This window comes from Pseudacidovorax sp. NFM-22, from assembly GCF_021401245.1.
Lineage (GTDB): Bacteria > Pseudomonadota > Gammaproteobacteria > Burkholderiales > Burkholderiaceae_C > Xenophilus.
Window position 1 is genome coordinate 356,671 of the sequence record NZ_JACBFY010000005.1, and the last position, 22,656, is coordinate 379,326.

The 22,656-nt window shown below is 68.5% G+C and carries 22 protein-coding genes; 9 read left to right on the top strand and 13 right to left on the bottom strand.

The features are described 5' to 3' along the window. Positions 1-3: 3 nt before the first annotated feature. Both L0984_RS19250 and L0984_RS19255 read left to right on the top strand, forming a co-directional pair. Positions 4-792 carry an enoyl-CoA hydratase/isomerase family protein gene (locus tag L0984_RS19250; protein ID WP_234195469.1) on the top strand — a complete coding sequence of 263 codons (789 nt, stop codon included), beginning with the start codon at positions 4-6 and terminating at the stop codon, positions 790-792. Positions 793-862: 70 nt separating this feature from the next. After that, on the top strand, positions 863-1,732 hold the full coding sequence (locus tag L0984_RS19255; RefSeq protein ID WP_234195471.1) for an SDR family oxidoreductase: 870 nt from the start codon (positions 863-865) through the stop codon (positions 1,730-1,732). A 16-nt stretch (positions 1,733-1,748) separates the two neighbouring features. Here the strand turns inward: L0984_RS19255 and L0984_RS19260 are convergent, their stop codons facing one another. Continuing rightward, the gene (locus L0984_RS19260; RefSeq protein WP_234195473.1) at positions 1,749-2,495 is read right to left on the bottom strand and encodes a TetR/AcrR family transcriptional regulator; all 747 of its coding nucleotides are present in this window, start codon (positions 2,493-2,495) and stop codon (positions 1,749-1,751) included. Between the two features lie 214 nt (positions 2,496-2,709). Between L0984_RS19260 and L0984_RS19265 the strand changes: the two genes are divergently transcribed. Then, positions 2,710-2,961, top strand: coding sequence for an SWIB/MDM2 domain-containing protein (locus tag L0984_RS19265; protein WP_017759560.1), 252 nt, complete (start codon positions 2,710-2,712; stop codon positions 2,959-2,961). A gap of 362 nt (positions 2,962-3,323) precedes the next feature. Here L0984_RS19265 and L0984_RS19270 read toward each other — a convergent pair whose 3' ends face one another. Further along, a complete protein-coding gene (locus L0984_RS19270; RefSeq protein WP_234195475.1) occupies positions 3,324-3,773 on the bottom strand; it encodes a DUF6157 family protein in 450 nt (149 codons plus the stop codon). Positions 3,774-4,025: 252 nt separating this feature from the next. Between L0984_RS19270 and L0984_RS30015 the strand changes: the two genes are divergently transcribed. From L0984_RS30015 to cyoD, 5 genes are all read left to right on the top strand, one after another. Continuing rightward, positions 4,026-4,211, top strand: coding sequence for a hypothetical protein (locus L0984_RS30015; RefSeq protein ID WP_370646085.1), 186 nt, complete (start codon positions 4,026-4,028; stop codon positions 4,209-4,211). A gap of 83 nt (positions 4,212-4,294) precedes the next feature. Next, positions 4,295-5,203 (top strand): ubiquinol oxidase subunit II, encoded by a 909-nt coding sequence (locus L0984_RS19280; protein WP_234195477.1) that lies wholly within the window; start codon positions 4,295-4,297, stop codon positions 5,201-5,203. A 16-nt stretch (positions 5,204-5,219) separates the two neighbouring features. After that, positions 5,220-7,256, top strand: coding sequence for a cbb3-type cytochrome c oxidase subunit I (locus L0984_RS19285; RefSeq protein WP_234195834.1), 2,037 nt, complete (start codon positions 5,220-5,222; stop codon positions 7,254-7,256). Continuing rightward, the gene (locus L0984_RS19290; RefSeq protein WP_234195479.1) at positions 7,253-7,879 is read left to right on the top strand and encodes a cytochrome c oxidase subunit 3; all 627 of its coding nucleotides are present in this window, start codon (positions 7,253-7,255) and stop codon (positions 7,877-7,879) included. Before L0984_RS19285 ends, L0984_RS19290 begins: the two co-directional genes overlap by 4 nt. Further along, a complete protein-coding gene (cyoD, locus tag L0984_RS19295; protein ID WP_234195481.1) occupies positions 7,876-8,259 on the top strand; it encodes a cytochrome o ubiquinol oxidase subunit IV in 384 nt (127 codons plus the stop codon). The genes L0984_RS19290 and cyoD overlap by 4 nt, the downstream gene beginning before the upstream one ends. A 235-nt stretch (positions 8,260-8,494) precedes the next feature. Here the strand turns inward: cyoD and L0984_RS19300 are convergent, their stop codons facing one another. From L0984_RS19300 to L0984_RS19340, 9 genes are all read right to left on the bottom strand, one after another. Further along, positions 8,495-10,078 (bottom strand): amidase, encoded by a 1,584-nt coding sequence (locus L0984_RS19300; RefSeq protein WP_234195482.1) that lies wholly within the window; start codon positions 10,076-10,078, stop codon positions 8,495-8,497. A 148-nt stretch (positions 10,079-10,226) separates the two neighbouring features. Further along, positions 10,227-10,919, bottom strand: a complete 693-nt coding sequence (urtE, locus tag L0984_RS19305) for an urea ABC transporter ATP-binding subunit UrtE (protein ID WP_234195483.1) — start codon at positions 10,917-10,919, stop codon at positions 10,227-10,229. Then, complete coding sequence (gene urtD / locus L0984_RS19310) at positions 10,913-11,674, bottom strand: urea ABC transporter ATP-binding protein UrtD (protein ID WP_234195484.1); 762 nt, start codon at positions 11,672-11,674, stop codon at positions 10,913-10,915. Before urtD ends, urtE begins: the two co-directional genes overlap by 7 nt. Next, positions 11,671-12,792, bottom strand: a complete 1,122-nt coding sequence (urtC, locus tag L0984_RS19315; protein ID WP_234195485.1) for an urea ABC transporter permease subunit UrtC — start codon at positions 12,790-12,792, stop codon at positions 11,671-11,673. The genes urtD and urtC overlap by 4 nt, the downstream gene beginning before the upstream one ends. 3 nt (positions 12,793-12,795) lie before the next feature. After that, the gene (urtB, locus tag L0984_RS19320) at positions 12,796-13,689 is read right to left on the bottom strand and encodes an urea ABC transporter permease subunit UrtB (RefSeq protein WP_234195486.1); all 894 of its coding nucleotides are present in this window, start codon (positions 13,687-13,689) and stop codon (positions 12,796-12,798) included. 67 nt (positions 13,690-13,756) lie between these two features. After that, positions 13,757-15,010 (bottom strand): transporter substrate-binding domain-containing protein, encoded by a 1,254-nt coding sequence (locus L0984_RS19325; protein ID WP_234195488.1) that lies wholly within the window; start codon positions 15,008-15,010, stop codon positions 13,757-13,759. 269 nt (positions 15,011-15,279) lie between these two features. Next, a complete protein-coding gene (locus tag L0984_RS19330) occupies positions 15,280-15,879 on the bottom strand; it encodes an ANTAR domain-containing response regulator (protein ID WP_234195490.1) in 600 nt (199 codons plus the stop codon). A gap of 13 nt (positions 15,880-15,892) precedes the next feature. After that, positions 15,893-17,038, bottom strand: coding sequence for a transporter substrate-binding domain-containing protein (locus tag L0984_RS19335; protein WP_234195492.1), 1,146 nt, complete (start codon positions 17,036-17,038; stop codon positions 15,893-15,895). Between the two features lie 185 nt (positions 17,039-17,223). Continuing rightward, positions 17,224-18,945, bottom strand: coding sequence for a GMC family oxidoreductase (locus L0984_RS19340; protein ID WP_234195493.1), 1,722 nt, complete (start codon positions 18,943-18,945; stop codon positions 17,224-17,226). 138 nt (positions 18,946-19,083) lie between these two features. On the opposite strand from L0984_RS19340, the gene L0984_RS19345 reads away from it, so the two are divergent. Then, positions 19,084-20,001 (top strand): LysR family transcriptional regulator, encoded by a 918-nt coding sequence (locus tag L0984_RS19345; RefSeq protein WP_234195495.1) that lies wholly within the window; start codon positions 19,084-19,086, stop codon positions 19,999-20,001. 125 nt (positions 20,002-20,126) lie between these two features. Here L0984_RS19345 and L0984_RS19350 read toward each other — a convergent pair whose 3' ends face one another. Then, complete coding sequence (locus L0984_RS19350; protein WP_234195497.1) at positions 20,127-21,701, bottom strand: ABC transporter substrate-binding protein; 1,575 nt, start codon at positions 21,699-21,701, stop codon at positions 20,127-20,129. An 85-nt stretch (positions 21,702-21,786) separates the two neighbouring features. Then, the gene (locus L0984_RS19355) at positions 21,787-22,647 is read right to left on the bottom strand and encodes a PHB depolymerase family esterase (protein WP_234195498.1); all 861 of its coding nucleotides are present in this window, start codon (positions 22,645-22,647) and stop codon (positions 21,787-21,789) included. Positions 22,648-22,656 lie beyond the last annotated feature (9 nt).

Consider the following 22,656-nt stretch of genomic DNA (forward strand, 5'->3'; position numbering starts at 1 on the left):
TTCATGCCCCCACGCAGCCACACCGACCTCGGCGTCGACATGGACGGCCACGTCGCCGTCCTCGAGATCCGCCGCCCACCGCACAACTTCTTCGACGTGCCGCTGATCCGCGCCATCGCCGATGCGCTCGAAGACCTCGAAACCCATGCCGACTGCCGCGCCGTGGTGCTGGCCGCGCAGGGCACGGCCTTCTGCGCCGGCGCCAACTTCGGCGGCGACACCGATGCCACCGCGGCCACCAGCCCGCGCGCGCTCAACCCGATCTATGCCGAGGCACTGCGCATCTACGCCACCGGCAAGCCCATCGTGGCCGCGGTGCACGGGCCGGCCATCGGCGGCGGACTGGGCCTGGCGCTGGCCGCGGACTTCCGCGTGAGCTGTCCGCAGGCGCGCTTCAGCGCCAACTTCAACCGGCTGGGCTTCCATCCCGGCTTCGGCCTGTCGGTCACGCTGCCGCGGCTGGTCGGCCCGCAGCAGGCCGCCCTGCTCTTCTACACCGGCCAGCGCATCGACGGCACCCGGGCGCAGGCGCTAGGGCTGGTCGACGAGCTGGTCGATGCGCCCGAGGCCGTGCGCGGCGCGGCCCTGGCCCTGGCCCACGAGATCGCGCTCTCGGCCCCCATCGCCGTGCAGGCCACCCGCGCCACGCTGCGGCGCGAACTGATGCCGCAGCTGCGCGAAGCGGTCGCGCGCGAAAGCGAGATGCAGTTCGCGCACTTCCGCAGCGAGGACTTCCGCGAGGGCGTGCAGGCCATGTCCGAGCGCCGGCCGCCGAAGTTCAGCGGCCGGTGAGCCGGCGGCGCGCCTCGCTCGCGCCTTCTCTTTCGCAACAACGCCCGCATCGCGGGCCCCGGGCCACACCATGCTTCGAGACGGACTGCTGCGCGGACGGCGCATCCTCATCACCGGCGGCGGCAGCGGCCTCGGGCTCGCCATGGCCGAGCGCTTCGCGGCGCTGGGCGCACAGCTGGTGCTGTGCGGCCGCCGGGCCGAGCTGCTGGCGGCCGCACGCGACGGCCTCGTGGCACGCCATGACGCCAGCGTGCAGACACTGACCTGCGATGTGCGCGATCCTGCCGCCGTCGAAGCCATGTTCGATGCAGCCTGGCTGCAAGGCCCGCTCGATGTGCTGGTCAACAACGCGGCGGCCACCTTCATCGCGCAGACCGAACGCCTGAGTGCCCGCGCGGCCGACGCCATCCTGGGCCCCACGCTGCACGGCGCGCTGTATTGCACGCTGCAGGCAGGCCGACGCTGGATCGACAGCGGCCGGCCAGGCGTGGTGCTGAGCATCCTGTCGACCTCCACCCGCACCGGACGCGCCTTCACCGTGCCCTCGGCCATGGCCAAGTCGGCACTGCTGGCCATGACACGCAGCCTGGCCGTGGAGTGGGGCCTTCACGGCATCCGCAGCGTGGCCATCGCGCCCGGGCCCTTCCCGACGACGGGCGCGGGCCAGGCGCTAGACCCGACGGCTGGGCGGGCATTTGCCAGTGCGGCACCGGGTGCGGAGGCAGCCGCCCCCTATCCCGCCAACCCGCTTGGCCGCGTCGGCCGGCCGCCGGAGCTGGCCGAACTGGCCGCCTTCCTGGTGAGCGACAGCGCGGCCTACATCAACGGCGAGATGATCGCCATCGACGGCGGCCAGCACCTGCGTACCTCCGGCGCCGAAGACCTGCTGGCCTGGGGACCGGACGACTGGGCCCGCGCGCGGGCAGGCCGCGGCGGCTGAGCCCGACGGGCCGCCGTCAATGCGGCGCCAAGGTCCTGTCGACCATCTGTAGGGCCAGGTCCCGCACCTTGTCCAGCCGCAGGTCGCCCAGCACCAGCCGCTGGTGCAGCACGCCGCGCAGGGCACCCAGCAGCAGCGTGGCGGCGGTGGTCGGATCGATGTCGGCGCGGATCTCGCCCAGCGCGATGCCGTCGCGGATGTGCTGCTCCAGCCGCGAGATGCTGCTGCGGATGTATTCGCCGATGTAGGGGTTGAGTTCCGAGTCCTCCATGAAGCCCTCGGTCATCATCACCAGCAGGGCGCGGGTCTCGATCCAGCGGGTGTCGTCGCGGACGAAATAGGTGGAGACCAGGCTGCGCACCGCATCCAGCCCCGGGCGGTGCTGCGGCAGCGCGAGGCGCCGTGCCTCGAAGCGCGCGCCGATGTTGAGCACCACTCTCTGCAACAGCCCCGTCTTGCTGCCGAAGCGATGCGCCGGCAGGCCGCGGCTGTAGCCGGCGGCCTCTCCCACTTCGGCCAGCGTCATGCGCACCGAGCCGCGGCGTGCGACCAGCTCCAGCGCCGCGTCCAGGATGCGCCGCTCGGCCAGTGCGCGGCGCTCGGCCTGCGTCATCCGCGCCCCGCCGCCGCCAGCGCCCTCGTCCATTTCGGCGTCCATGTTCTCCGTCTCCGCATCCACCGACGGCGCAGGCACGGTGGCCTTGCGGACAGGCCGCTTGCGCGGCGCGGGCGCGGCGGGACGGGATGAGGCATCGACAGGCATGGTCGGTCGTGGAGGCGCGATGGGGAAGGGCCGGAAACGATAGCACCTCCCTCACCCGTCGCAGGCCGCAGGCTGGGCGGTGCGCAGCCGTCGGCCGCGACCTGGCAGAGCGGCAGCCGGCCGGTACGCCGCGCGAGTTGCAGCCGCACAGGCGATGCCCGCAAGGTCGGCATGCCAGGCTTTCGTAGACTCTGGACCTTTACAAAGGAATCCAATGGCAGAACCCAAGAGCGGCTTCGCACGTCCCATGACCCCCAGCGCAGAACTGGCGGCCATCATCGGCTCGCAGCCGCAGCCGCGCACGCAAGTCACCAAGTTGATCTGGGACTACATCAAGGCGAACAACCTCCAGAACCCCGCCAACAAGCGGAACATCCTGTGCGACGCCAAGCTCAAGGCTGTGATGGGGAAGGACGAGGTCACGATGTTCGAGATGACCGGCCTTGTCGGGAAACACTTGAGCTGATGCCTCATTGCCCGGCTGCAGGGTGACCCCCACCTCACCTCCCTTTGGTAAGCCGGGCGAGGTACTCCAAGCTTCATGAAGACCTGCGCTCGCAGGTCTTTTTTTTGTGTCACGCTGGCTCCAGCCCGGTACTTCGCTGGACCGCCCGGAGCCAGGACAGCCGGTCAATCGATGCACTGGGCGACTGACACAGGCCGGTGCTTTCTGAACCTGACCCGGCAGGCGCCGCGTGTTCATGCGCCCCGCCCGACATTGCTGCGTCCATGGAAACGTTTGCCTACAAGCCGGCCGAGGCGAACATGCCGTCGGCGCGTGCTGCGCAAGATTCAACCTGGCCGTGGCGGGGAGCTATCGCCCGCAGGTCACGAGTCCGTGCCCTCACGTCCCGAGGGTCCCGCCTGGCGAGGAAGCCCGGCGGCCCGGTGATTGCGCATTCCGGCCACGATCTTCAGGTTCTTGCGCGTGATCAGTTCGCGGTAGGCCTCGGTGGCCACGTCGTAGGCAGCGACCTTCGATTCGGCGTCATGGTGAAGACCCCAGCCGAACTGCTTGACCAGGGGCGAAGCGCGCAGGCAGGCCTGGGGCTTGGAAAAGAACGCTGCGCGTGCCTGCGCGCGATCTTCCGGGGCAACGGCGTGGCGGATGGCGTGGACTTCGAACAGCAGGTCGTCGCTGGTGAAGTGGTAGGGCTGCGCGGTCAGGAGCTGGTGCTGAAGCTGCGCGATGGAGCCAGCCTTCGATGGCACTTCGCCTCTGGATGCGGTGCAGTCGGAAGACACGGCGATGAAGGTTTCGATGTAGTTCGTGGTCATGGCGCTTCCTGGCTCCTGGACGTCCCCAGCCGAGGATACACAGCCGACCGCGCTGTCGTGCTGCGCATCCGCACTGAGCGTTGCGGGCGATGGACTCGGGAACCACATGCCAGTGGAATGTGCGCCACAGTCAAGCGCGCGACGCGCGTGTTCAGGTCAGACAGTCGCCGGGGGGCACGTCGGCCAGCGGCGCGACCGCGCCGTCGGGCCCCAAACCGCCCAACACAATGGACGACAAGGATGCCGCCAGCGATGAAGACTGCAGTGATCACCGGCGCAGACACCGGCGTGGGCCGGGCGACGGCCGACGTACGAGCCCGTTCCGGCTACGACGCGGCCCTGCTTTCGCGCGACCCCGACCGGCTGACGCGCACCGGCACTCGGCGGGTTGCGCCGCCGCTGAGCCGACCTTCCACCCACCGGCAGCCCCTCGCGTGACCACCGCCCCTGGAAGACGATGCGCTGATCGACGACGGCGAGAGGGTCGCGCGGGGCTACGCCCTGGGTGCCATCGACTGGCCGTGCCTGCCACGCTTCGACGCGCGGTGCTGGCTGCCCTGGCGCTGCTGCTGGCGGGCTGCGGCAGCATCGGCTTCCTGCATCCGCACGGGCCGGTGGCCGCCACGCAGCGCGATCTCTTCTTCGAGGTCACGGGCTGGATGATGGTGGTGGTGCTGCCTGCCATCCTGCTCGTGCCCTTCATGGCTTGGCGCTACCGGCGCAGTGCGCGCCGCTCCGCCTACCAACCGGACTGGAAGTTCTCGTGGCCGATCGAGATCGCGCTGTGGGGCGTGCCGGTGCTGCTGGTCGTCATCCTGGCGACGCTCATCGTCCGCAAGGCCGTCGCGCTCGACCCCTATGCGCCCATCGCGTCGGACCAGCCGCCGCTGGAGGTCGAGGTGATCGGCCTCGACTACAAGTGGCTGTTCGTCTATCCACAGGAGCAGGTGGCCGCCATCGGCGTGTTGCCGCTGCCGGTGGGGCGGCCGGTGCACTTCCGCCTCACCAGTGGCACCGTGATGCAGTCCTTCGCCATTCCCGCGCTGGGCAGCCAGATCTACGCCATGGCCGGCATGGTGACCGAGCTGAACCTGCTGGCCGACCGACCCGGCGTGCTGCTGGGCCAGAACACCCAGTTCAACGGCAGCGGCTTCCAGGCGCAGAAGTTCCAGGCCCGCGCCATGCCGCCGGCGGACTTCGCCCGCTGGATCGTGCGGGCCCGCGCCGCACGCCGACCCCTCGACGCCGCGGCCTATGCCCGCGTGGCCCGGCCCGGCCAGCTCGCCGACCTTCAACGGCACTTCGGCGTCGACCCGGAGCAGGGCCTCGTCTTTTCGGCCGTTCCGCCGGGCCTCTTCGACGGCGTGGTCGCGCAATCGCGGCCGGCCCTTCCCCATCCTCACACCGGAGCGGCCCATGCCCATCCATGACGGCTGGTGGGGCGTCGTGCTGGGACGCCTGTCCTTCGACGCCCTGCCTTTCTACAGTGCCATCGCCACGGCCGCGGCCTCGCTCGTCGTGCTCAGTGCCCTGGGCGTCGCCGGCCTGCTCACCTGGCTGGGCCGCTGGGGCTGGCTCTGGCGCGAATGGCTCACCAGCCTGGACCACAAGAAGATCGGCATCATGTACGTGGTGCTGTCGCTGGTCATGCTGTCGCGCGGCGTGATCGAGGGCGCGCTGATGCGGGCGCAGCAGGCGGTGGCCCTGGACAGCCCCGGCTTTCTGCCGCCGGAGCATTTCGCCCAGCTCTTCTCCACGCACGGCTCGATCATGGTCTTCTTCATGGCCATGCCCTTCCTGACGGGCCTCATCAACTTCGTGCTGCCGCTGCAGCTGGGCGCGCGGGACGTGTCCTTTCCGCTGCTCAATTCGATGTCGCTGTGGCTCACGGCGGGCGGCGCCGGGCTGATGATGGTGTCGCTGGTCCTCGGCAAGTTCTCCACCGGCGGCTGGAGCGGCTATCCGCCGTACACCGAGGCCGCCTTCAACCCGGGCGTGGGGCCGGACTACTGGATCTGGGCCGTCACGCTCGGCTCCATCGCCTCCACCATGACGGGCATCAACGTGGCGGTCACGGTCTACAAGCGGCGCTGCCCGGGCATGACGCTGATGCGCATGCCGCTGTTCTGCTGGACGGCGCTGTGCACCGCCATCCTGATGATCTTCGCCATGCCGCCGCTCACCGTGGCCACCGGGCTGCTGGCGCTGGACCGCTACGCCGGCATGCACTTCTTCACCAACGATGCCGGCGGCAACATGATGAACTTCGCCAACCTGTTCTGGCTGTTCGGGCATCCGGAGGTCTACATCCTCATCCTGCCGGCCTTCGGCGTGTATTCGCAGGTCATCTCCAACTTCTCGTCCAAGGTGCTCTACGGCTACGACTCGCTGATCGCGGCCACCATGTGCATCGCCGTGCTCTCGTTCACCGTGTGGGTGCACCACTTCTTCACCATGGGCCAGAGCGCCAAGCTCAACGCCGTGTTCGGCATCGCCACCATGGCCATCGGCATTCCCACCGGCGTGAAGGTGTTCGACTGGATCCTCACCATGTTCCGCGGCCGGGTGCGCCTGTCGGTGCCCATGCTCTATGCCCTGGCCTTCATGGTGCTGTTCGTCGTGGGCGGCCTCACCGGCGTGCTGCTGGCCAACCCGGCCATCGACTACCAGGTGCACAACTCGGTGTTCCTGGTCGCGCACTTCCACAACATGCTGATCCCCGGCCTGCTCTACGGCCTGCTGGCTGCCTACACCTACTGGTTCCCCAAGGCCTTCGGCTTCCGGCTGCACGAGGGCTGGGGCCGCATCGCCTGCGGCTGCTGGGTGACGGGCTTCTGCCTGGCCTTCCTGCCGCTGTACCCGCTCGGCCTCATGGGCATGCCGCGCCGCAGCCAGGCCTTCTTCGAGCCCCAGTACCTGCCCTACACCATCGTCGCGGCCATCGGCGCGGTGTTCCTGCTGGCGGCGCTGGTGTCGCTGGGCGTGCAGCTGATCGTCTCCGTCCGCCAGCGCGCCGCGCTGGCCGTGCCGGGCGGCGACCCCTGGAATGCGCGCACGCTGGAGTGGTCCATTCCCTGTCCGGCGCCGCACTACAACTACGCGGTGCTGCCCGTGGTGCACGCCCGTGACGCCTTCCATGCCGCCAAGGCCGCGGACACCGCCTACCCGCTCACGCGCGATTACGAAGACATCGAGATGCCCCGCAACACAGGCACCGGCGTGGTGATGGGCGTGGGGCTGGCGGCGGCCTGCTTCGGCCTGGTCTGGTGGATGTGGTGGCTGGCTGTGGCGGGCCTGGTGGTGGCAGCCGGTGCCGTGGTCGCGCGCAGCTTTGCCACCGACACCCTGCACCGCATCCCCGCCGCCGAGGTGCGCCGGCAGGACCAGGCCTGGCTCGCCTTCGCCCGCGCATTGCCGCGCACGGGCCGCGAGGCCGAGGCGAGCCCCGCCAACCGCGGCATGGCCGAGGCGGCCGGCGTATGAGCGCCGCGCCCCCCAGCCGGCATCCCGGCATCAACCTTGGCCAGACCGACGCACCGGCCCATCGCGAGGCGGAAGAGACGGTCTTCGGCTTCTGGATCTTCCTGATGAGCGACCTGGTGCTGTTCGCCCTGCTCTTCGCGACCTACGCCGCCATGCTCGGCGCGACGAACGGCGGCCCCGGCCCGCGCGACGTGCTGGAGCTGCGCAGCGTGGGCGCGCAGACCGCGCTGCTGCTGCTGTCGAGCCTGAGCTTCGGCATGGCCTCCATCGCCATGAAGTACGGCGCACCGGTGCGCCGCCTGCAGCTGTGGCTGGGGCTCACGCTGCTGCTCGGGCTGGCCTTCCTGGGCCTGGCGCTGCGCGAGTTCGCGCACCTGGCGGCAGAGGGCGCCGTGCCGCAGCACAGCGGCTGGCTGTCGTCCTTCTTCGCGCTCGTGGGCACCCATGGCCTGCACGTGGCCCTGGGGTGCTTCTGGATCGGCGTGATGATGGTGCAGGTGCGCGTGTTCGGCGTGCAGCGGCCCGTCAAGCTGCGCCTGCTGCGGCTGGGCCTTTTCTGGCACATGCTGGACGTGGTGTGGATCTTCCTGTTCTCGGTCGTCTACCTGGGGGGCCTGGCATGAGCGGACACCCGTCCGATTCGGACGCCCCGCGCGACGCCGGTCAGGCCGGGCGGGCATTCGCGCACGGCGAGGACGTCCGGCAGGAGAAGCGCCGCGAGCTGCGCGCCTACCTCATCGGCTTCGCCCTCTCGGTGCTGCTGACCGCCCTGCCCTTCGCGCTGGTGGCCGGCGGCTGGGCCACCGGCCTGAGCGCCTATGCCGTCATCGGCGCAGCCGCGCTGGTGCAGGTGGCCATGCACTTCCGCTTCTTCCTGCACATCGGCCTGGGCCGCTCCACGCGCGACGACCTGCAGCTGATCCTGTTCACCGCGCTGATCATCGTGCTGATGGTGGGCGGCACGCTGTGGATCCTGGGGAATCTGCATGCGCGGATGATGTAGCCGGACGGGCGGCGTGGGCCGCCGTGAGTCCGCTGGCTCTTCCACCAGCGCCAGCACCCACAGCGGGTCCCCCTTACCCTCCCCCCGCAGGGAGTTGCAATTGAAGGTTGAGTAGAGTCCGCTTTCGGTGAAAAGACGGACATGAAGGAGAGCAGCTTCACCGACGGGTCGATCATCGGTTCTCTCAATCAGGCCTAGGACGCATGCCAGGCTGCCCACCGCCGCCCGGCGCCACTCAGGATCGCGCTGCCTGGGCCTTGAGCGACGGTGAGCGGCGATGGCGCGTGCCAACCTCGTAGGCATAGGCCTGCGCAAGCAGCTGCGGCTCGCTCCACTGCCGACCCAGGAACAGCAGCCCGAACGGCGCACCCGACCGGTAGTAGCCCGCCGGCATCGTGACGGCGGGCAGGCCGGCGATGTTGAGCTCGCCCACCGTCGTCTCCTGGATCGTGCCGGTACGCACCTGCGGCAACTCCTCCCGCATCTGCGGAAACACCAGCCCGTCCAGCCGCTCGCGGGCAAACACCTCATCGACGATCTGAAGGTAGCGCGCCTTGAGCGCGATGAAGTCCGACAGGTCCGGCGGTGCCGAAGGATCGCGCAGGCAGGCCACGAACTGCGGCAAGCTGTGCATGAAATGCAGCACGCCGCCCGGCTCGAACGCGCCCTGGGCCGCCGTGGCGCGGGCGAATTCGTCGAAGGTCTTCAGCGCCGCATCGGGGCCCAGCCGCTGCAGGTACCGGTGCAGGTCGTAGGGCACCGACTCCATGCCGCGGGCATCGAAGTTCGGCAGCGGCGCGGTCGGCTGGCGCAGCGACGCGAAGTCGGTGCCGGCGAAAGGGTCCTCCACGAGCACGGCGCCCAGGCTGCGCAACTCGTCGGCGGCGCGGGCATAGAGCTCACTGGCCTCGGGCGACAGCGGCTGGTCGCGCCAGCCCGGACCGTAAAGGCCGAGGCGCACGCCGCGCAGGGCGTCGGTGGACAGCAGCGACGTGTAGCCGCCGACGGGCTTCTTGCCCACGCCGGCCAGCGTCTTGGGGTCTTCGGCGCTGTAGCCGGCCAGCACATCCAGGCAGAGCGCCGCATCCCGCACGTTGCGCGCGATCGGTCCCACCACGTCGCGGTTGCCGGAGAGCGGCATGACACCGGCATTGGGCACCAGGCCGATGGTGGGCTTGATGCCGACCAGGTCCTGCGCGGACGCGGGATTCTGGATCGAGCCGCCCGTCTCCTCGGCCAAGCCCAGCACCACCATGTTGGCGGCGACGGCCGCGGCCGTGCCCGCGCTGCTGCCACCGGGCACACGGCCATCGATGGCCACATTCAGCGTCGGGCCCGCCCAACTGTCGTCGGCGTGGGTGCCCGTGTGGCTGAGCACTGGCACGTTGGTCTTGCCGAGGATGACGGCGCCGGCGGCACGCATGCGTGCGACCACCGGCGAGTCGGTGGCCGGGAACAGGTCCACGCCGCCGGTCTTGCTGTGCAGCAGCGACCAGCCCGCCGTGGTGGGGAAGCCCACCATGTCCATCGGATCCTTGACCACGACCGGCACGCCAGCCAGTGGGCCGAGCGCCTCGCCCGCCTCGCGGCGTGCATCGATGGCGCGCGCGTCGTCGATGGCCAGGGGGTTGAGGAAGATGATGGCGTTGTAGTGCGCGTTGTAGGTGTCGATCTGCGCGAGGCAGGCGCGCGCCAGGCTTTCGGCGGTGAAGGCGCCGCTGCGGAAACCGGCTTGCACGGCATCGACGGTCAGTGCGCCGAGGTCGATGCCGGCGAGGCCTGCGGCCGGCGGATTCTGTGCGGATTCGAGGGTACTCACGGAAGCGTTCCTTTGTGAAGGTTGCGACAGGGCTCCGCACCGCGGACGGCACGGGGGAAGGACGACAGCGCCGAAGGGCACCGCGTGGCTGCGCGCAAGGCGCAGGATGGGCGTGGAACGGCGCGGGCGAAGCCGCGCCGGCGTGCGGTCAGAAGGTCATGTGCCTGTCCACCACCTCGTCGGTCAGCCGGTCGATGGCGCCGCTTTCGACGACCGCGCCCTTCTCGAACATCGCGAAGCGGCTGGCCACGCGCCGGGCGAAGTCGATGTTCTGCTCGACCAGCACCATCGTCATGCCGAACTCCCGGTTGAGCCGGACGATGGCGGCCTCGATCTCCTCGACGACCGAGGGCTGGATGCCTTCGTTCGGCTCGTCCAGCAGCATCACGCGCGGATGCGCGGCCAGTGCCCGCGCGATGGCGAGCTGCTGCTGCTGGCCGCCGGAGAGCACGCCGCCGGGCCGGTCCAGGTTGGCCGCGAGGTAGGGAAAGAGTTCCAGCGCCAACGGTGGAATGGCCACCGGCCCGCGTCCGGCGAAGCAGCCCATGAGGATGTTCTGCCGGACGCTGAAGTCCGCGATGATCTCGCGGCCCTGCGGCACGTAGGCGATGCCGCTGCGCGCACGCAGATGCGTGGCCAGGCCGCCGATGGCGCGGCCTTCGAGTTCGATGGCGCCGGTGGAGCGCACCATGCTGCCCATGAGCGTGCGCAGCAGCGTGGTCTTGCCCATGCCGTTGCGCCCGAGTATGGCGGTGACCTGGCCGGCCGGGATGTCCAGGCTGACGTCCTGCAGCGCGTGGCTGCGGCCGTAGTAGCTGTTGACGGCGGTGAGCTTCAGCATGATGCGGCGATTCCGTGGGAGCCGAGATAGGCCTGGCGGACCCGGGGGTCGCGTTCGATCTGCGCGACGCTGCCTTCGGCCAGCACCTTGCCCAGGTGCAGGACGGTGATCTTCTCGGCGATGTCGCGCACGAAGGCCATGTCGTGCTCGACCACCAGGATCGTCTGGCGGCCGCGCAGGGCATTGAGGATCTGGGCCGTCCGGCTGGTCTCGGCATGGGTCATGCCCGCCGTCGGCTCGTCGAGCAGGATCACCTTGGGCTTCTGCGCGATGAGCAGGCCCAGCTCGAGCCATTGCGTCTGGCCGTGGCTCAGGTCCGCGGCCTGCCGTTGCTGCAGCGCCTCCAGCCCGGTCAGCGCCAGGATCTCGTCGATGCCCGACTCGGCCGCGCGGCCGAAGCCCCAGCGCAGGTTGCGCAGGATCGAGGGCTCGCGCGTCGCGGCCACGCCGAGGTTCTGGCGCACCGTGAGTTCACGGAACACGCTCGGGATCTGGAACTTGCGTCCGATGCCGGCGCGCGCCACGCGGTACTCAGGGCGGTTGGTGATGTCAGTGCCGTACAGCAGCACCTGCCCTTGCGAGCTGCGCGTCTTGCCGGAGATCAGGTCCATCAGCGTGGTCTTGCCGGCGCCATTGGCGCCCAGCAGCACGCGCAGTTCGCCTTCGGCCACCTGCAGCGAAACACCGTCGACGGCCTTGAAGCCACCGAAGCTCACGCCCAGCGATCGGAGTTCGAGTGCGGGGGTCGCCGTCATGCCGGGCCTCCCGCCTTGGGCCGCGCCGGCGCGTTCCAGCGCGCCAACAGGTCGTGGGCCCAGCCGCCGAAGCCCATCGGCAAATACAGCACCACCAGCACGAAGGCCAGCCCGACGATGACGCGCCAGGCCTCCACCAGCGACTGGGTCTCGCTCGCCGTCGACTCCAGCATGTTGATCAGGATGGCGCCGAGGCAGGCCCCCAGCAGCGAACCGCGGCCACCCACCGCCGCCCAGACAACCATGGTGATGGAGAAGGCCAGGTCCATGAAGGTGGGCGACGCGAATTCGGCCACGACCACGTACAACATCCCGGCCAGGGCCGCGATGCCGGCCGACAGGCTGAAGAAGAACACCTGGTAGTGCGCCACGTCGAAGCCCAGGTAGCGCGCGCGCTGCGGATCGGCGGCCGTGGCGCGCAGGATCAAGCCGGCACGGGTGGCCAGCAGCAACCGGGCGCCAATCAGCACCGCGAGCAGCGCGAACGCGACCAGGTAGTAGGTGGCCGGGCTGTAGGGGTCGAACTCGAAGCCGCCGAACTTCAGCCAGGCCAGGTCCGACAGGCCGTTGAAGCCGTTCGTCAGCGGCTGGGCATCGACCAGCAGCAGCCGCACCAGCAGCACGAGCGCCAGCGTGATGATCGACACGAAAACGCCCGCGATGCGTTTGCGGAACATGACCAACCCGAGCAGGAAGGCCACGATGACCGGCAGCACCAGCCCCATCAACAGCCCGAAGGACTGGTATCTGAACGGTGACCACAGGAAGGCCATCGGGTTGATGCAGCACAGGTCGATGGCAGCGCCGGGCTCGGCGTTGGACAGCATGAAGTCCGGCACCGGCCCGTTGCCCCCGTGCTGGAGGCTGGCGGGGCTGGCCATCTTGAGTGACATGGCCAGCATGTAGGCACCGAGGCCGAAGAACAGCCCCTGCCCGAGGTTGAGGATGCCGGCATAGCCCCAGCACATGGCGATGGCGATGCCGAGCATGCCGTAGACCAGGTACTTGGCGAGACGGTTGAGCCAGAAACCATCCAGCAGCAGCGGTGCCGCGAGCACGCACAGCACGAAGACGGCATAGGCGGCGAAGGTCGCGCGCCGATCGAGTGTCGAATGCATGGATCAGCGGCCCTTGAACGAGAACAGCCCGTTGGGGCGCGCGATGATGAGCACGATCACCAGGCCGAACATGGCAGCCCGCGCGACGATGTCGTTGGACAGGGCGGCCACGACGCCGTTGATCTCGCCCAAGCCCAGCGACATCAGCACGGCGCCGAGCAGGCTGCCGACACCGCCGGCCACGACGACCAGGAAGCTGTCGACCACCAGGGACGTCCCCATGTCGGGCGACACCGTCTTGAAGCCAGCCACCAGCACGCCGGTGATGCCGGCCAGCCCCGCGCCGAAGGCGAAGGTCCAGGCGTTGACGCGCTCCACGTCGATGCCACAGGCAGCCGCCATGCGCGGATTGCGGATGATGGCGCGCACCTGCATGCCGATGCGCGTGCGGTACATCAGCAGCCAGGTGGCGAGGGTCAGGACCACGGTGCAGGCCACGATGAAGGCGCGGTAGGCGTTGATCGACACGCCGCCCAGCTCGATGGCGCCCTGCAGTTCCGCCGGCACGGGCATGTTCTGCAGCCCCGGGCCCAGGCCCTGGATGTGGATGCCGAAGAAGGCAAGGCCGCCCTCCAGCCGGACCGCCTGCTGCACCAGGATGGCCACGCCCCAGGTCGCCAGCAGCGTGTCGCCCAGCCGCCCGTAGAGGCGGCGCACCACGCAGCGTTCGATCAGGAAGCCCAGCAGACCCGCCGCCACGAAGGCCAGCGGGATCGCGGCGTACAGGCTCCAGCCGAGCCAGATCTGCGCCAGCACGGCACAGTACGCGCCGATCATGACCATTTCCCCATGGGCCATGTTCACCACGCCCATGGCGCCGTAGATGATGACCAGGCCCAGGGCGGCCAGTAGAAGGATCGAGCCCACGCTCAGGCCGATCAGGAGGACGTCGAGCATCTCGCGAGTTCCGAAGGACGATGCCGCGCCGCCCGCACCCCGTGCGCGGGCGGTGGCGGCAATGGGGTCAGGCCTTGACCTGGGCCGCGCCCTTGGGCGTGCACATCAGGTTGTCATTGGTCTCGCCATAGGCGAAGTACGGTAGCGGACGCACCGGCCCCGGCGCAGCGTCGACCACCTTGCTCTGGCCGTCGGCCTGCCACTGGCCGATGCGCGGCGTGACCCAGGCATGCAGGCTGTCGGGGTCGATCCGGACCTTGCCGCCGGGTGCATCGAAGCTCTGGCCGCCGATGCGGGCACGGATCGAATCCGCGCTGGTGGACTTGCCCGCCTCCACCGCCTGCTTCCACAGGAAGACCTGGAAGTAGGCCGCCTCCAGCGAGTGGTACGTGACGGCCTTCGGGTCATTCACGAACTTGCGGTAGCGCTCGATGAAGGACTTGTTGGCGGGCGTGTCGATGGACATGAAGTACGGCACCGAGGTGTAGCTGCCGGCCGCATATTCGGGGCCCATGGCTGCAATCTCGATCTCGCTGGTGACGGTGGCGCAGATCGGCACGACGGCCTGCGACATGCCCTGATTCTTGTACTCGCGGTAGAAGGCCACGAGCGAGTCGCCGACCACGTTCGACAGCACCACGTCGGCACCCGATTCCTTGATCTTGCGGACCATGCTGGCCCACTCGGAATGGCCAAGCTCGAGGTACTCATCGGCGACCCAGGTCGCGCCGGCCTGCTCGATCAGCTTCTTGCTGACCTTCGCCATCTCCCGCGGATAGACGTAGTTGGAGCCGACGATGAAGAACTTCTTCTTGCCCAGCTTCTGCACGATCCAGGGGATGTAGTTGCCCAGCTGCTGATTGGCGACCGCGCCGCTGTAGACCACGTTCTTCGAGCATTCGAAGCCTTCGTAGTGGGTCTGGTAGAACAGCATGGCATTGCGCCGCTCGAAGACTGGCAGCACCGCCTTGCGGCTGGCCGAGGTGTGGCAGCCGAACACCGTCTCGATGCGGTCGCGCGTCACCAGCTTGGAGGCCTTCTCGTTGAAGGTCTTGGGGTCGGACGCACCGTCCTCCAAGACGACCTCGACCGGACGGCCCATGACGCCACCGGTGGCGTTGATCTCGGAGACGGCCAGCCGCACGGCGTTGGCCAGCATCTTCTCGACGATGGACAGGCCACCCGTCTGGGAATAGAGCGCGCCCACCTTGATGGTGTCCGCGGCGAAGGCCGGACGGATCCAGGCAGGGGCGGTCACTGCGGCGGCAGCGGTGGATGCTGCCGAAGCGGCGAGCAGGCGGCGGCGGGAAATGGTCAACATGGCTGAACCCTCAAGACGTGCGGCGTCGTGCTCTGACGAACGCCAGAAGTTGATGAACCTGAGTCAAGCAAACCAGTCGACGGCACTGTCGAGGGCGGGCGAAAAAAAACCCACAGCGCAGCGCTTGCTGCAGTGTGGGCTTCCTTGCCAAGTTCCAGGGGGACGGACATCGTCGCCTGGATCGACCTCACCAGGCCTGATTGCTCAAGGGGGGTGAGGCCACCATGCGGCAGAAAGGTCTGCCTGCAAGGTGCAACGATCTTATACGGTCACTTTGCGACGTGCAACAAACTTTCCATGTTGATGATCGATGTAGCCACCTGCTCCATGGACAGTCGCTTGGACATGGCCTGCCCACGGATGGCTTCGTAGGCTTCCTCCTCGCTGATGTTGCGCGACGCCATGAGGATCGTCTTGGCGCGGCTCATCGCCTGGTCGCTGGCGATCTTGCGCCGCAGCTTCCGGTTCTCCTTGAGCAGGGCCTGGCGCTCGGCCCACATGCTGCGCGCGGCGATGAGGCTGGCCAGCAGGCCGAAGGGCTTGATGGGCTTCTGGACCACGGCGCAGGCGCCGCTTTCCAGCACCAATTGCAGCGTCGTCGGGTCCTCGTAGTTGAGCACCGCGATCACCGTGGGGCCCGGCTTCGGCAGCGACTTGAGCAGGACTTCGATGGCGTGCCGGCTCTCGCCTTCGGTCAACAGGAAGAGCACGTCGGTGTTGGCGGCGAGCACGGCCGGGACCGGCCATGCCACGCTGACCATGCAGCCCACGCGCCGCAAGTGGGCCACGAGTGCGTCGCCCTCGCTGTCGGGCGGATGGACGACGACCACCTTGAGTTCGGGCAGCTCGCGCAGCAGCGATATGGCCATGCGATCAGTCTCCTCAGGCCGTCCGCTCGTAGAGCGGATCGAAGCGGCTCTCGTACATATAAGGATCGGGCTTGACCCGGATGCCAGGGTCGTCGACGACCCGGAACATGCCCTGGGCATCGATGCGCGCCACACGTGGCCAGAGGTAGGTGTGGTGGTTCTCCTTGTCGATCCGCACACGGCCCTGTGGCGCATCGAATTCATGCTCGTGCAGGTGGAGCAGCAGCGAATCCAGCCTGTCGTCTCCGGCGCGGGCCAGCGTCTGCGCATAGAGCTTCACCTGGAAATAGGCGGCTTCGGCACAGGCCGTGATCGGCAGCTCGGCGCCGAAGCGCGCGCGGTAGGCACGCACGAACTCATGGTTGGCCGGGGTGTCGATGGTCGAGAAATACGGTGCAGCCGTGATGCTGCCCTCGGCCACCTCGACCGGCATCTGGGCAATCTCGGCCTCCTGCGTCGACTGGCTGGCGATGGGATGGGTGCGCTGGTCGAATCCTGCCTCGCGATAGGCCTGATAGAAGCGCGCGATGCCGTCGCCCACCACAGTCGAATAGATGACGTCCGGCCGTGCAGCCTTGACGCGCCGTATGACCTTCGCCATGTCGATGTCCGCCACGCGCAGTGGCACATACATCTCGTCGATCAGTTGCCCGCCCGACTGCCGGAAGAGGTCGCCGACGATGCGGTTCGATTCGTAGGGATACACGTAGTCGGAGCCGATGAGGAACAGGCGCTTGCCAAAGTTCCGTGAAAGGTACCGCACGAGCTGCACCGAGTTCTGGTTGGGCGCCGCACCCGTGTACACACAGTGCGGGGAGTATTCGAAACCCTCGTAGAGCGTGGGGTAGAACAGCAATGCGCGGTGGGCCTCCACCACCGGCAGGACGGCCTTGCGGGTGCTGGACATGTGGCAGCCGAAAATCACGCGCACGCCCTGGTCATCGCACATTTCCCGGGCCAGTTCCTCGTAGCGCTTGGGGCGCGACTCGGGGTCGCGCACAACCGGCTCGATCGGTCGTCCAAGGACGCCGCCGGCCTGGTTGATTTCCTCGATGGCCAGCAAGGTGGCCGCCTGCTGCGTCCGCTCGACGGCAGCCGTCACGCCTGTGGTGGAGAACAGAACTCCGACCTGCCATGTTCGCGCCTGGGATGTGCTCACGCTTGCCAATCTCCAAAAAAAAAGCTCCCAACGACTGCCTGCGAGTCGTTGGGAGCTTCCCTGCTCCGGGGTTGATGGTTGCGGCGGGGCATGCCGCGCCGCGATTGGCAACACTCTATCAGCGTACGGGATTACCCGCACGACTCTGCGACACAGAAAGCGGCGAACCACCATGCGCAGCCGCTTCAACCACCGGCATCCGCCCGCACCCAGCCCGCCGCCTTCTCCGCGATCATCAGCGTCGGGCTGTTGGTGTTGCCGCTGGTGATGGTGGGCATCGCGCTCGCGTCGACCACCCGCAGGCCCGCAATGAGGCCGCCCCGGCCATCCCGCACGCGCAGCCGTGAATCCAGCACGGCCTGCGCATCCCCGTTCGCGCCCATGCGCGCGGTGCCCACCGGGTGGAAGATGGTCGTCGCGATGTCGCCGGCCAGGCGGGCCAGGTCTTCGTCGCTCTCGTACTGCGTGCCCGGCTTCCATTCCTGCGGCTGGTAGCGGGCCAGCGCCGGCTGTGCCGCGATGCGGCGCGTCACGCGCAGCGAGTCGGCCGCCACCTGGCGGTCCTCGTCGGTGGAGAGGTAATTGGGCGCGATGGCCGGCGCATCCTCGAAGCGCGGCGTCTTCAGCCGCACCGTGCCGCGGCTGGTCGGGTTGAGGTTGCACACGCTGGCCGTGAAGGCCGGAAAGCTGTGCAGCGGATCGCCGAAGGCGTCCAGCGACAGCGGCTGCACGTGGTACTGGATGTTGGGCCAGGGCCGGTCGGGCGTGCTGCGGGTGAAGGCGCCCAGCTGCGAGGGCGCCATGCTCATGGGGCCGCTGCGGCGCAGCACGTATTCGAGGCCGATTCGCGCCTTGCCCACCAGGCTGGAAGCGAGCACGTTCAGCGTCGGCGCGCCGTTGATCTTGAACACGGCGCGGATCTGCAGGTGGTCCTGCAGGTTGGCGCCGACGCCGGGCAGGTCCGCCTGCACCTCGATGCCCTGCGCGCGCAGCAGCTCGGCCGGGCCGATGCCCGACAGCTGCAGGATCTGTGGCGAGCCGATGGCGCCTGCGCACAGGATCACCTCGCGCGTGGCGTGCACCTCCACCATCTCGCGGCCGTTCCACACCCGTGCGCCGGTGCAGCGCCGGCCGCCTTCGGGCGTGGGCTCGATCAGCAGGCGGGCCACCTGGGCGCCGGTCCACAGCTCGAAGTTGGGCCGCCCGAAGCAGGTCGGTCGCAGGAAGGCCTTGGCCGTGTTCCAGCGCCAGCCGGCCTTCTGGTTGACCTGGAAGTAGCCCACGCCTTCGTTGCTGCCGCGGTTGAAGTCGGTGGAGTGCGGGATGCCAGCCTCCTGCGCGGCCTGCGCGAAGGCGTCGAGGATGTCCCAGCGCAGGCGCTGCTTCTCCACCCGCCATTCGCCGCCGTGGCCGTGGAAGCGGGCGAACTCGGGGTCATCCGCGCCGGGCTGGCCGGCGTCGCCGAGGTAGTGGTCCTCGTGGCGCTTGAAGGCGGGCAGGACGCTGTCCCAACGCCAGGCGTCGTCGCCGGTGATCTGGGCCCAGCCGTCGTAGTCGCGGGCCTGGCCGCGCATGTAGATCATGCCGTTGATGCTGGAGCAGCCGCCCAGCGTCTTGCCGCGCGGATAGCGCAGCACGCGGCCGTTGAGGCCGGCGTCGGGCTCGGTCTGGTAGAGCCAGTCGGTGCGGGGGTTGCCGATGCAATAGAGGTAGCCCACCGGGATGTGGATCCAGTGGTAGTCGTCCTTGCGGCCGGCCTCCAGCAGCAGCACGCGCTTGCCGCGGTCGGCGCTCAGGCGGTTGGCCATCAATGCGCCGGCGGTGCCGGCGCCGATGACGATGTAGTCGAAGGTGGTGTTGGACGCGGTACCTCGGAACGGCGAAGCGGCTGCGGTGGACGAAGGCATGTCGACGAAGGGATCGGGATGGTGCTGCAGGGGATGGGTCGCCAGGGGGTCGGTGCGACCGAGACATTGCGGATTGGAGCCTGGCGTCGCCCCGGACGTCCAATGAGTACTCGCGGCGCTGATATAAATTCCACGTATATGAGGCAAGCCTTCCAGGACCCGCAGCTGCTTCGCGCATTCGTCTATACCGCCCGCGAAGGCAATGTGTCGCGTGCGGCAGCGCTGCTGCATCTCACCCAGCCCGCCGTGAGCCTTCAGCTGAAACGGCTGGCCGAGGAGGCCGGCGTCGAACTGTTCGTGCGGGCCGCGCGCGGTGTCACGCTCACGGCCGAAGGCGCGGCGCTGCTGCCCCGGGCGGAGAAGGTGTTGATGGCCGCGAGCGACCTGCAACAGGCGGCCCTCGGCCTGCGTGCCGTCGTCCGCGGACGGCTGCGAATCGGCACCATCCTGGATCCGGAGTTCACGCGACTGGGCGTCTTCCTGCGCGAACTCGTGGAAGCGGCGCCGCACGTGGAGACCGAACTCCGTCAGGCGATGAGCGGCAACGTACGCGCCCAGGTTCGCAGCCGCGAGCTGGACATGGGCTTCTACCTGTCGACCGATGACGAGGACGCGCACGAAGCGGCAGGTCGGCCGGGCCCGGTCGCGTCACTGGCCCTCACGCGCTTCGCCTATCGCGTGGTCGCACCGGCGGGCTGGGACGTCGCCAATCGGGACTGGCGTGCGCTCGCCGCGCTGCCCTGGCTCGCAACGCCGAAGCAGTCGGTCCACCATCGGCTGCTGCAAGGCGTTCTGGGGCCGCTGGGCCTCACGCCACTCTGGGTGGCGATGGTCGACCAGGAGGCGTCGATGCTGGACCTGCTGAAGTCAGGTGTGGGCCTCAGCCTGGTGCGCGACTCCATCGCCATCCGCGAAAGCCATGCGCATGGCCTGACGCTTGCACGGCAGGTGCAGTTGCCCTGCACGCTTCGCGTGGTTGCACTGCGTCGGCGATTGAGCGAGCCGGTCCTGATGTCAGCATGGGGCGCGATCAAGCGCGCCTGGTCATTGAGCTGAGGACACCGATCGGGACGCACCACCAGCGCCTTGATCCCCGAACGGCGTCCTTCGCGTCCGCAGCGAGGCGGACATCGCCGGCAGCCCCTTTCGTAAGCGGCGGGCCCGGCGAGCAACCGGCGCCCTTATTCCTTCCACGCCCCCCAGGCCAGCGGGCGGCCAGAAGCCCATGGCTGATAACCGCGAACGGACCGCCCCACCGCTTCGACCGTCGGTGCGTAGAACAGGCCGATGATCGGCACCTCGACGCGCATCTGCGCATGCATGCGTCGAAAGATGGCAGCCCGGGCATCCTGGTCGGTGATCGATGAGCTCTCCTCCAGCAGCTCGCGCGCGCTCTGGCTGCCCCACTGCGCCCACTTGGCCGTGGCCTTGTCCGCAACGAACGCCGCATACATCAGACTCGGATCGAAACGCGGCGAGAACGCAAAGGAGGACAGCTGGAAGCGGCCGTTGACGTAGTTGTCGAGCTGCGCAGACCAGTCCAGCACCTCGAGCTGCACATTGAGCCCGACGGCGCTGAGCATCGCCTGGATCATCACGGCGCTGTCGTACATGCCCACCGTGCGCTTGTTGGTCTGCAGCTTGATCACCTCGCCCTTGTAGCCCGCCTTGCGGATCAATGCCGCGGCGGCGGCGGGGTCGTACTTGGGCCATTCGAGGAATTCCGGCGAGAAGGCCCGCATGCTTTCCGCCACGCCCGAAGGATTGGGCTTCGCCAGGCCGTTGCTGCGCACCGCCGTGAGCTGCGCCAGGTCGATGCCATGGGCAATGGCCTGCCGAAGGCTCTGGTTCTTCAGCAGCGGGTCGTCGGTCTGGATCAGCAGCGCCGACCAGGTCAGGCCAGGCGCCGTCATCACCTTGACACCAGCGGCCTTGAGTTCCGCCATCTTGCTCGAGTCGAGATCGGGAATGATGTCCACGGCACCGGTCTTCACCGCTGCCGAAGCCGCATCGGCATCGGGGATCACCTGGAAGCGCACGGCATCCACATAGGCGATGCGTGCCCCCGAATAGCCGCTGGCCGGCTCCTTGGAGGGAACATAGCCTTCATAACGGCTCAGGCTCAAGGCATCGCCGCGCTTCCACGTGCCCATCTTGAATGGCCCGGTCCCGATCGGCGTCCAGCTGCCATCGGCACCCGCACTCGCCGGGCTGGCAACCAGCACGCCGCACTGCACATTGGCCAGTTGCGTGAGGAACAGCCCGGAAGGCTTCGCCAGTCTGAAGACGACGGTCGATGGATCGGGGGTCTCGACCGCCTCGACCTTGAGGCCCGCCTGGCCATTGAAGAAGCGGGCGCACAGCCAGTTCGCCTGGGACATCTTGCGCTCCCAGCTCCACTTCACGGCCGCCGAGCTCAGCTTCTCGCCGTTGTGGAAGCTCACGCCTTCGCGCAGCTTGAAGGTGTAGCTCAGGCCGTCGGGCGAGATCGACCAGCTGTTGGCCAGCGCCGGCCCCACGCTCAGATCGGTCCGATAGCCGACCAGACCTTCGAAGAGGTGATTCACCACGATGTCCGAATTGGAGTCGCGATTGATACCGGGCTCCAGACTGCGCGGATCGGCATTGACGGCGATGACCAAGGTACCGCCCCGCTTCGGGGCATCCGCCGCCCGGCCCGCAGCGGGCGCGAGCGCGGCCCCCACGCTGGCGGCGAGCAGCACGCAGCGAAGCCCGATCGAGATGGGTGATTTCATGGTGTCCGTGTTCCTATGGTGGGGTGGGGGTGGGCACAGGCGATGCACCTGTGGAAGAGAGCGACAGGAGGCGTCAGCCGGACAGTCATCCGGCCGACGGGGGCGATCCGAGACAGCTGGCGAAGAAGGCCTTCACCGACGGCAGCAATGGCTTCTGCTGGTGATCCGCACCGGCCACGATGTCGTGGCGGACCTCGACGCCATGCATCTGCAGACTCGTCTTCAGAGCCACCATGCGTTCGAGTCGGTTGTGGCCGTGCGTCTCGAACGCCGGCTGCCACCACGGGTGGCGCGGCGAGAGCGCGATCTCCCAGGTGTCGGTGTCCTCGCCGCCGACGACCATATGGACCGCGACTTTGCGGATGGCGTCCAGATCGAGGGGTCTGCCGAAGATTCGCTCGAAGTCGCCCACGCCCGCCAGCCAGGGCGTCTGCGCATCCAGAAGCGTCACGATGCCCGGCGCACCGATGGACACCGCCGCCAGCCGCTGCGGATGGGCATAGAGAAAGCGATGGGCAAAGTGCCCGCCGCCCGAAAAGCCGAAGAGGTGGAAGCGCTGCGCGTCGAGCCGGTAGATGCGGGACACCTCCTCGATCATCGACAGCAGGACCAGGTCGTACGCAGGCCCTTCACCGTTCGCGCCGCGCAGCCGCTTGTAGCTCGACAACTCGCGCGGCGAGGTGATGCCGGCAGGAAAAAGCGGCGCCAGCACCAGGAGCCGGTGGCGTTCGGCCAGGTCGATGAAGTCGTCCCTGCAGGCGCCGTTGTCGCGGCGGGTGCCATGCACCACCACCAGCAGGCGAAGGCGCTCCGTGCCGCGCTCGTCATAGCTTTCGGGCACGTAGGCGCAGTACGAGAAGCGCAGGTCGGCGGCGCAGACCTGGACGGCCGTGCGGCCGATGTCGTAGTAGGACAGCTGGGCGCCGTGGCCGGTTCGCTTGTGCATGGTGCAAGG

What these genes read in the sequence shown, in the direction of transcription:
- L0984_RS19250 (WP_234195469.1), top strand. Translation starts at nt 4, where the DNA reads ATGCCCCCACGCAGCCACACCGACCTCGGCGTCGACATGGACGGCCAC.
- L0984_RS19255 (WP_234195471.1), top strand. Translation starts at nt 863, where the DNA reads ATGCTTCGAGACGGACTGCTGCGCGGACGGCGCATCCTCATCACCGGC.
- L0984_RS19260 (WP_234195473.1), bottom strand. Translation starts at nt 2,495, where the DNA reads ATGCCTGTCGATGCCTCATCCCGTCCCGCCGCGCCCGCGCCGCGCAAG.
- L0984_RS19265 (WP_017759560.1), top strand. Translation starts at nt 2,710, where the DNA reads ATGGCAGAACCCAAGAGCGGCTTCGCACGTCCCATGACCCCCAGCGCA.
- L0984_RS19270 (WP_234195475.1), bottom strand. Translation starts at nt 3,773, where the DNA reads ATGACCACGAACTACATCGAAACCTTCATCGCCGTGTCTTCCGACTGC.
- L0984_RS30015 (WP_370646085.1), top strand. Translation starts at nt 4,026, where the DNA reads ATGAAGACTGCAGTGATCACCGGCGCAGACACCGGCGTGGGCCGGGCG.
- L0984_RS19290 (WP_234195479.1), top strand. Translation starts at nt 7,253, where the DNA reads ATGAGCGCCGCGCCCCCCAGCCGGCATCCCGGCATCAACCTTGGCCAG.
- cyoD (WP_234195481.1), top strand. Translation starts at nt 7,876, where the DNA reads ATGAGCGGACACCCGTCCGATTCGGACGCCCCGCGCGACGCCGGTCAG.
- urtE (WP_234195483.1), bottom strand. Translation starts at nt 10,919, where the DNA reads ATGCTGAAGCTCACCGCCGTCAACAGCTACTACGGCCGCAGCCACGCG.
- urtD (WP_234195484.1), bottom strand. Translation starts at nt 11,674, where the DNA reads ATGACGGCGACCCCCGCACTCGAACTCCGATCGCTGGGCGTGAGCTTC.
- urtC (WP_234195485.1), bottom strand. Translation starts at nt 12,792, where the DNA reads ATGCATTCGACACTCGATCGGCGCGCGACCTTCGCCGCCTATGCCGTC.
- urtB (WP_234195486.1), bottom strand. Translation starts at nt 13,689, where the DNA reads ATGCTCGACGTCCTCCTGATCGGCCTGAGCGTGGGCTCGATCCTTCTA.
- L0984_RS19325 (WP_234195488.1), bottom strand. Translation starts at nt 15,010, where the DNA reads ATGTTGACCATTTCCCGCCGCCGCCTGCTCGCCGCTTCGGCAGCATCC.
- L0984_RS19330 (WP_234195490.1), bottom strand. Translation starts at nt 15,879, where the DNA reads ATGGCCATATCGCTGCTGCGCGAGCTGCCCGAACTCAAGGTGGTCGTC.
- L0984_RS19340 (WP_234195493.1), bottom strand. Translation starts at nt 18,945, where the DNA reads ATGCCTTCGTCCACCGCAGCCGCTTCGCCGTTCCGAGGTACCGCGTCC.
- L0984_RS19345 (WP_234195495.1), top strand. Translation starts at nt 19,084, where the DNA reads ATGAGGCAAGCCTTCCAGGACCCGCAGCTGCTTCGCGCATTCGTCTAT.
- L0984_RS19350 (WP_234195497.1), bottom strand. Translation starts at nt 21,701, where the DNA reads ATGAAATCACCCATCTCGATCGGGCTTCGCTGCGTGCTGCTCGCCGCC.
- L0984_RS19355 (WP_234195498.1), bottom strand. Translation starts at nt 22,647, where the DNA reads ATGCACAAGCGAACCGGCCACGGCGCCCAGCTGTCCTACTACGACATC.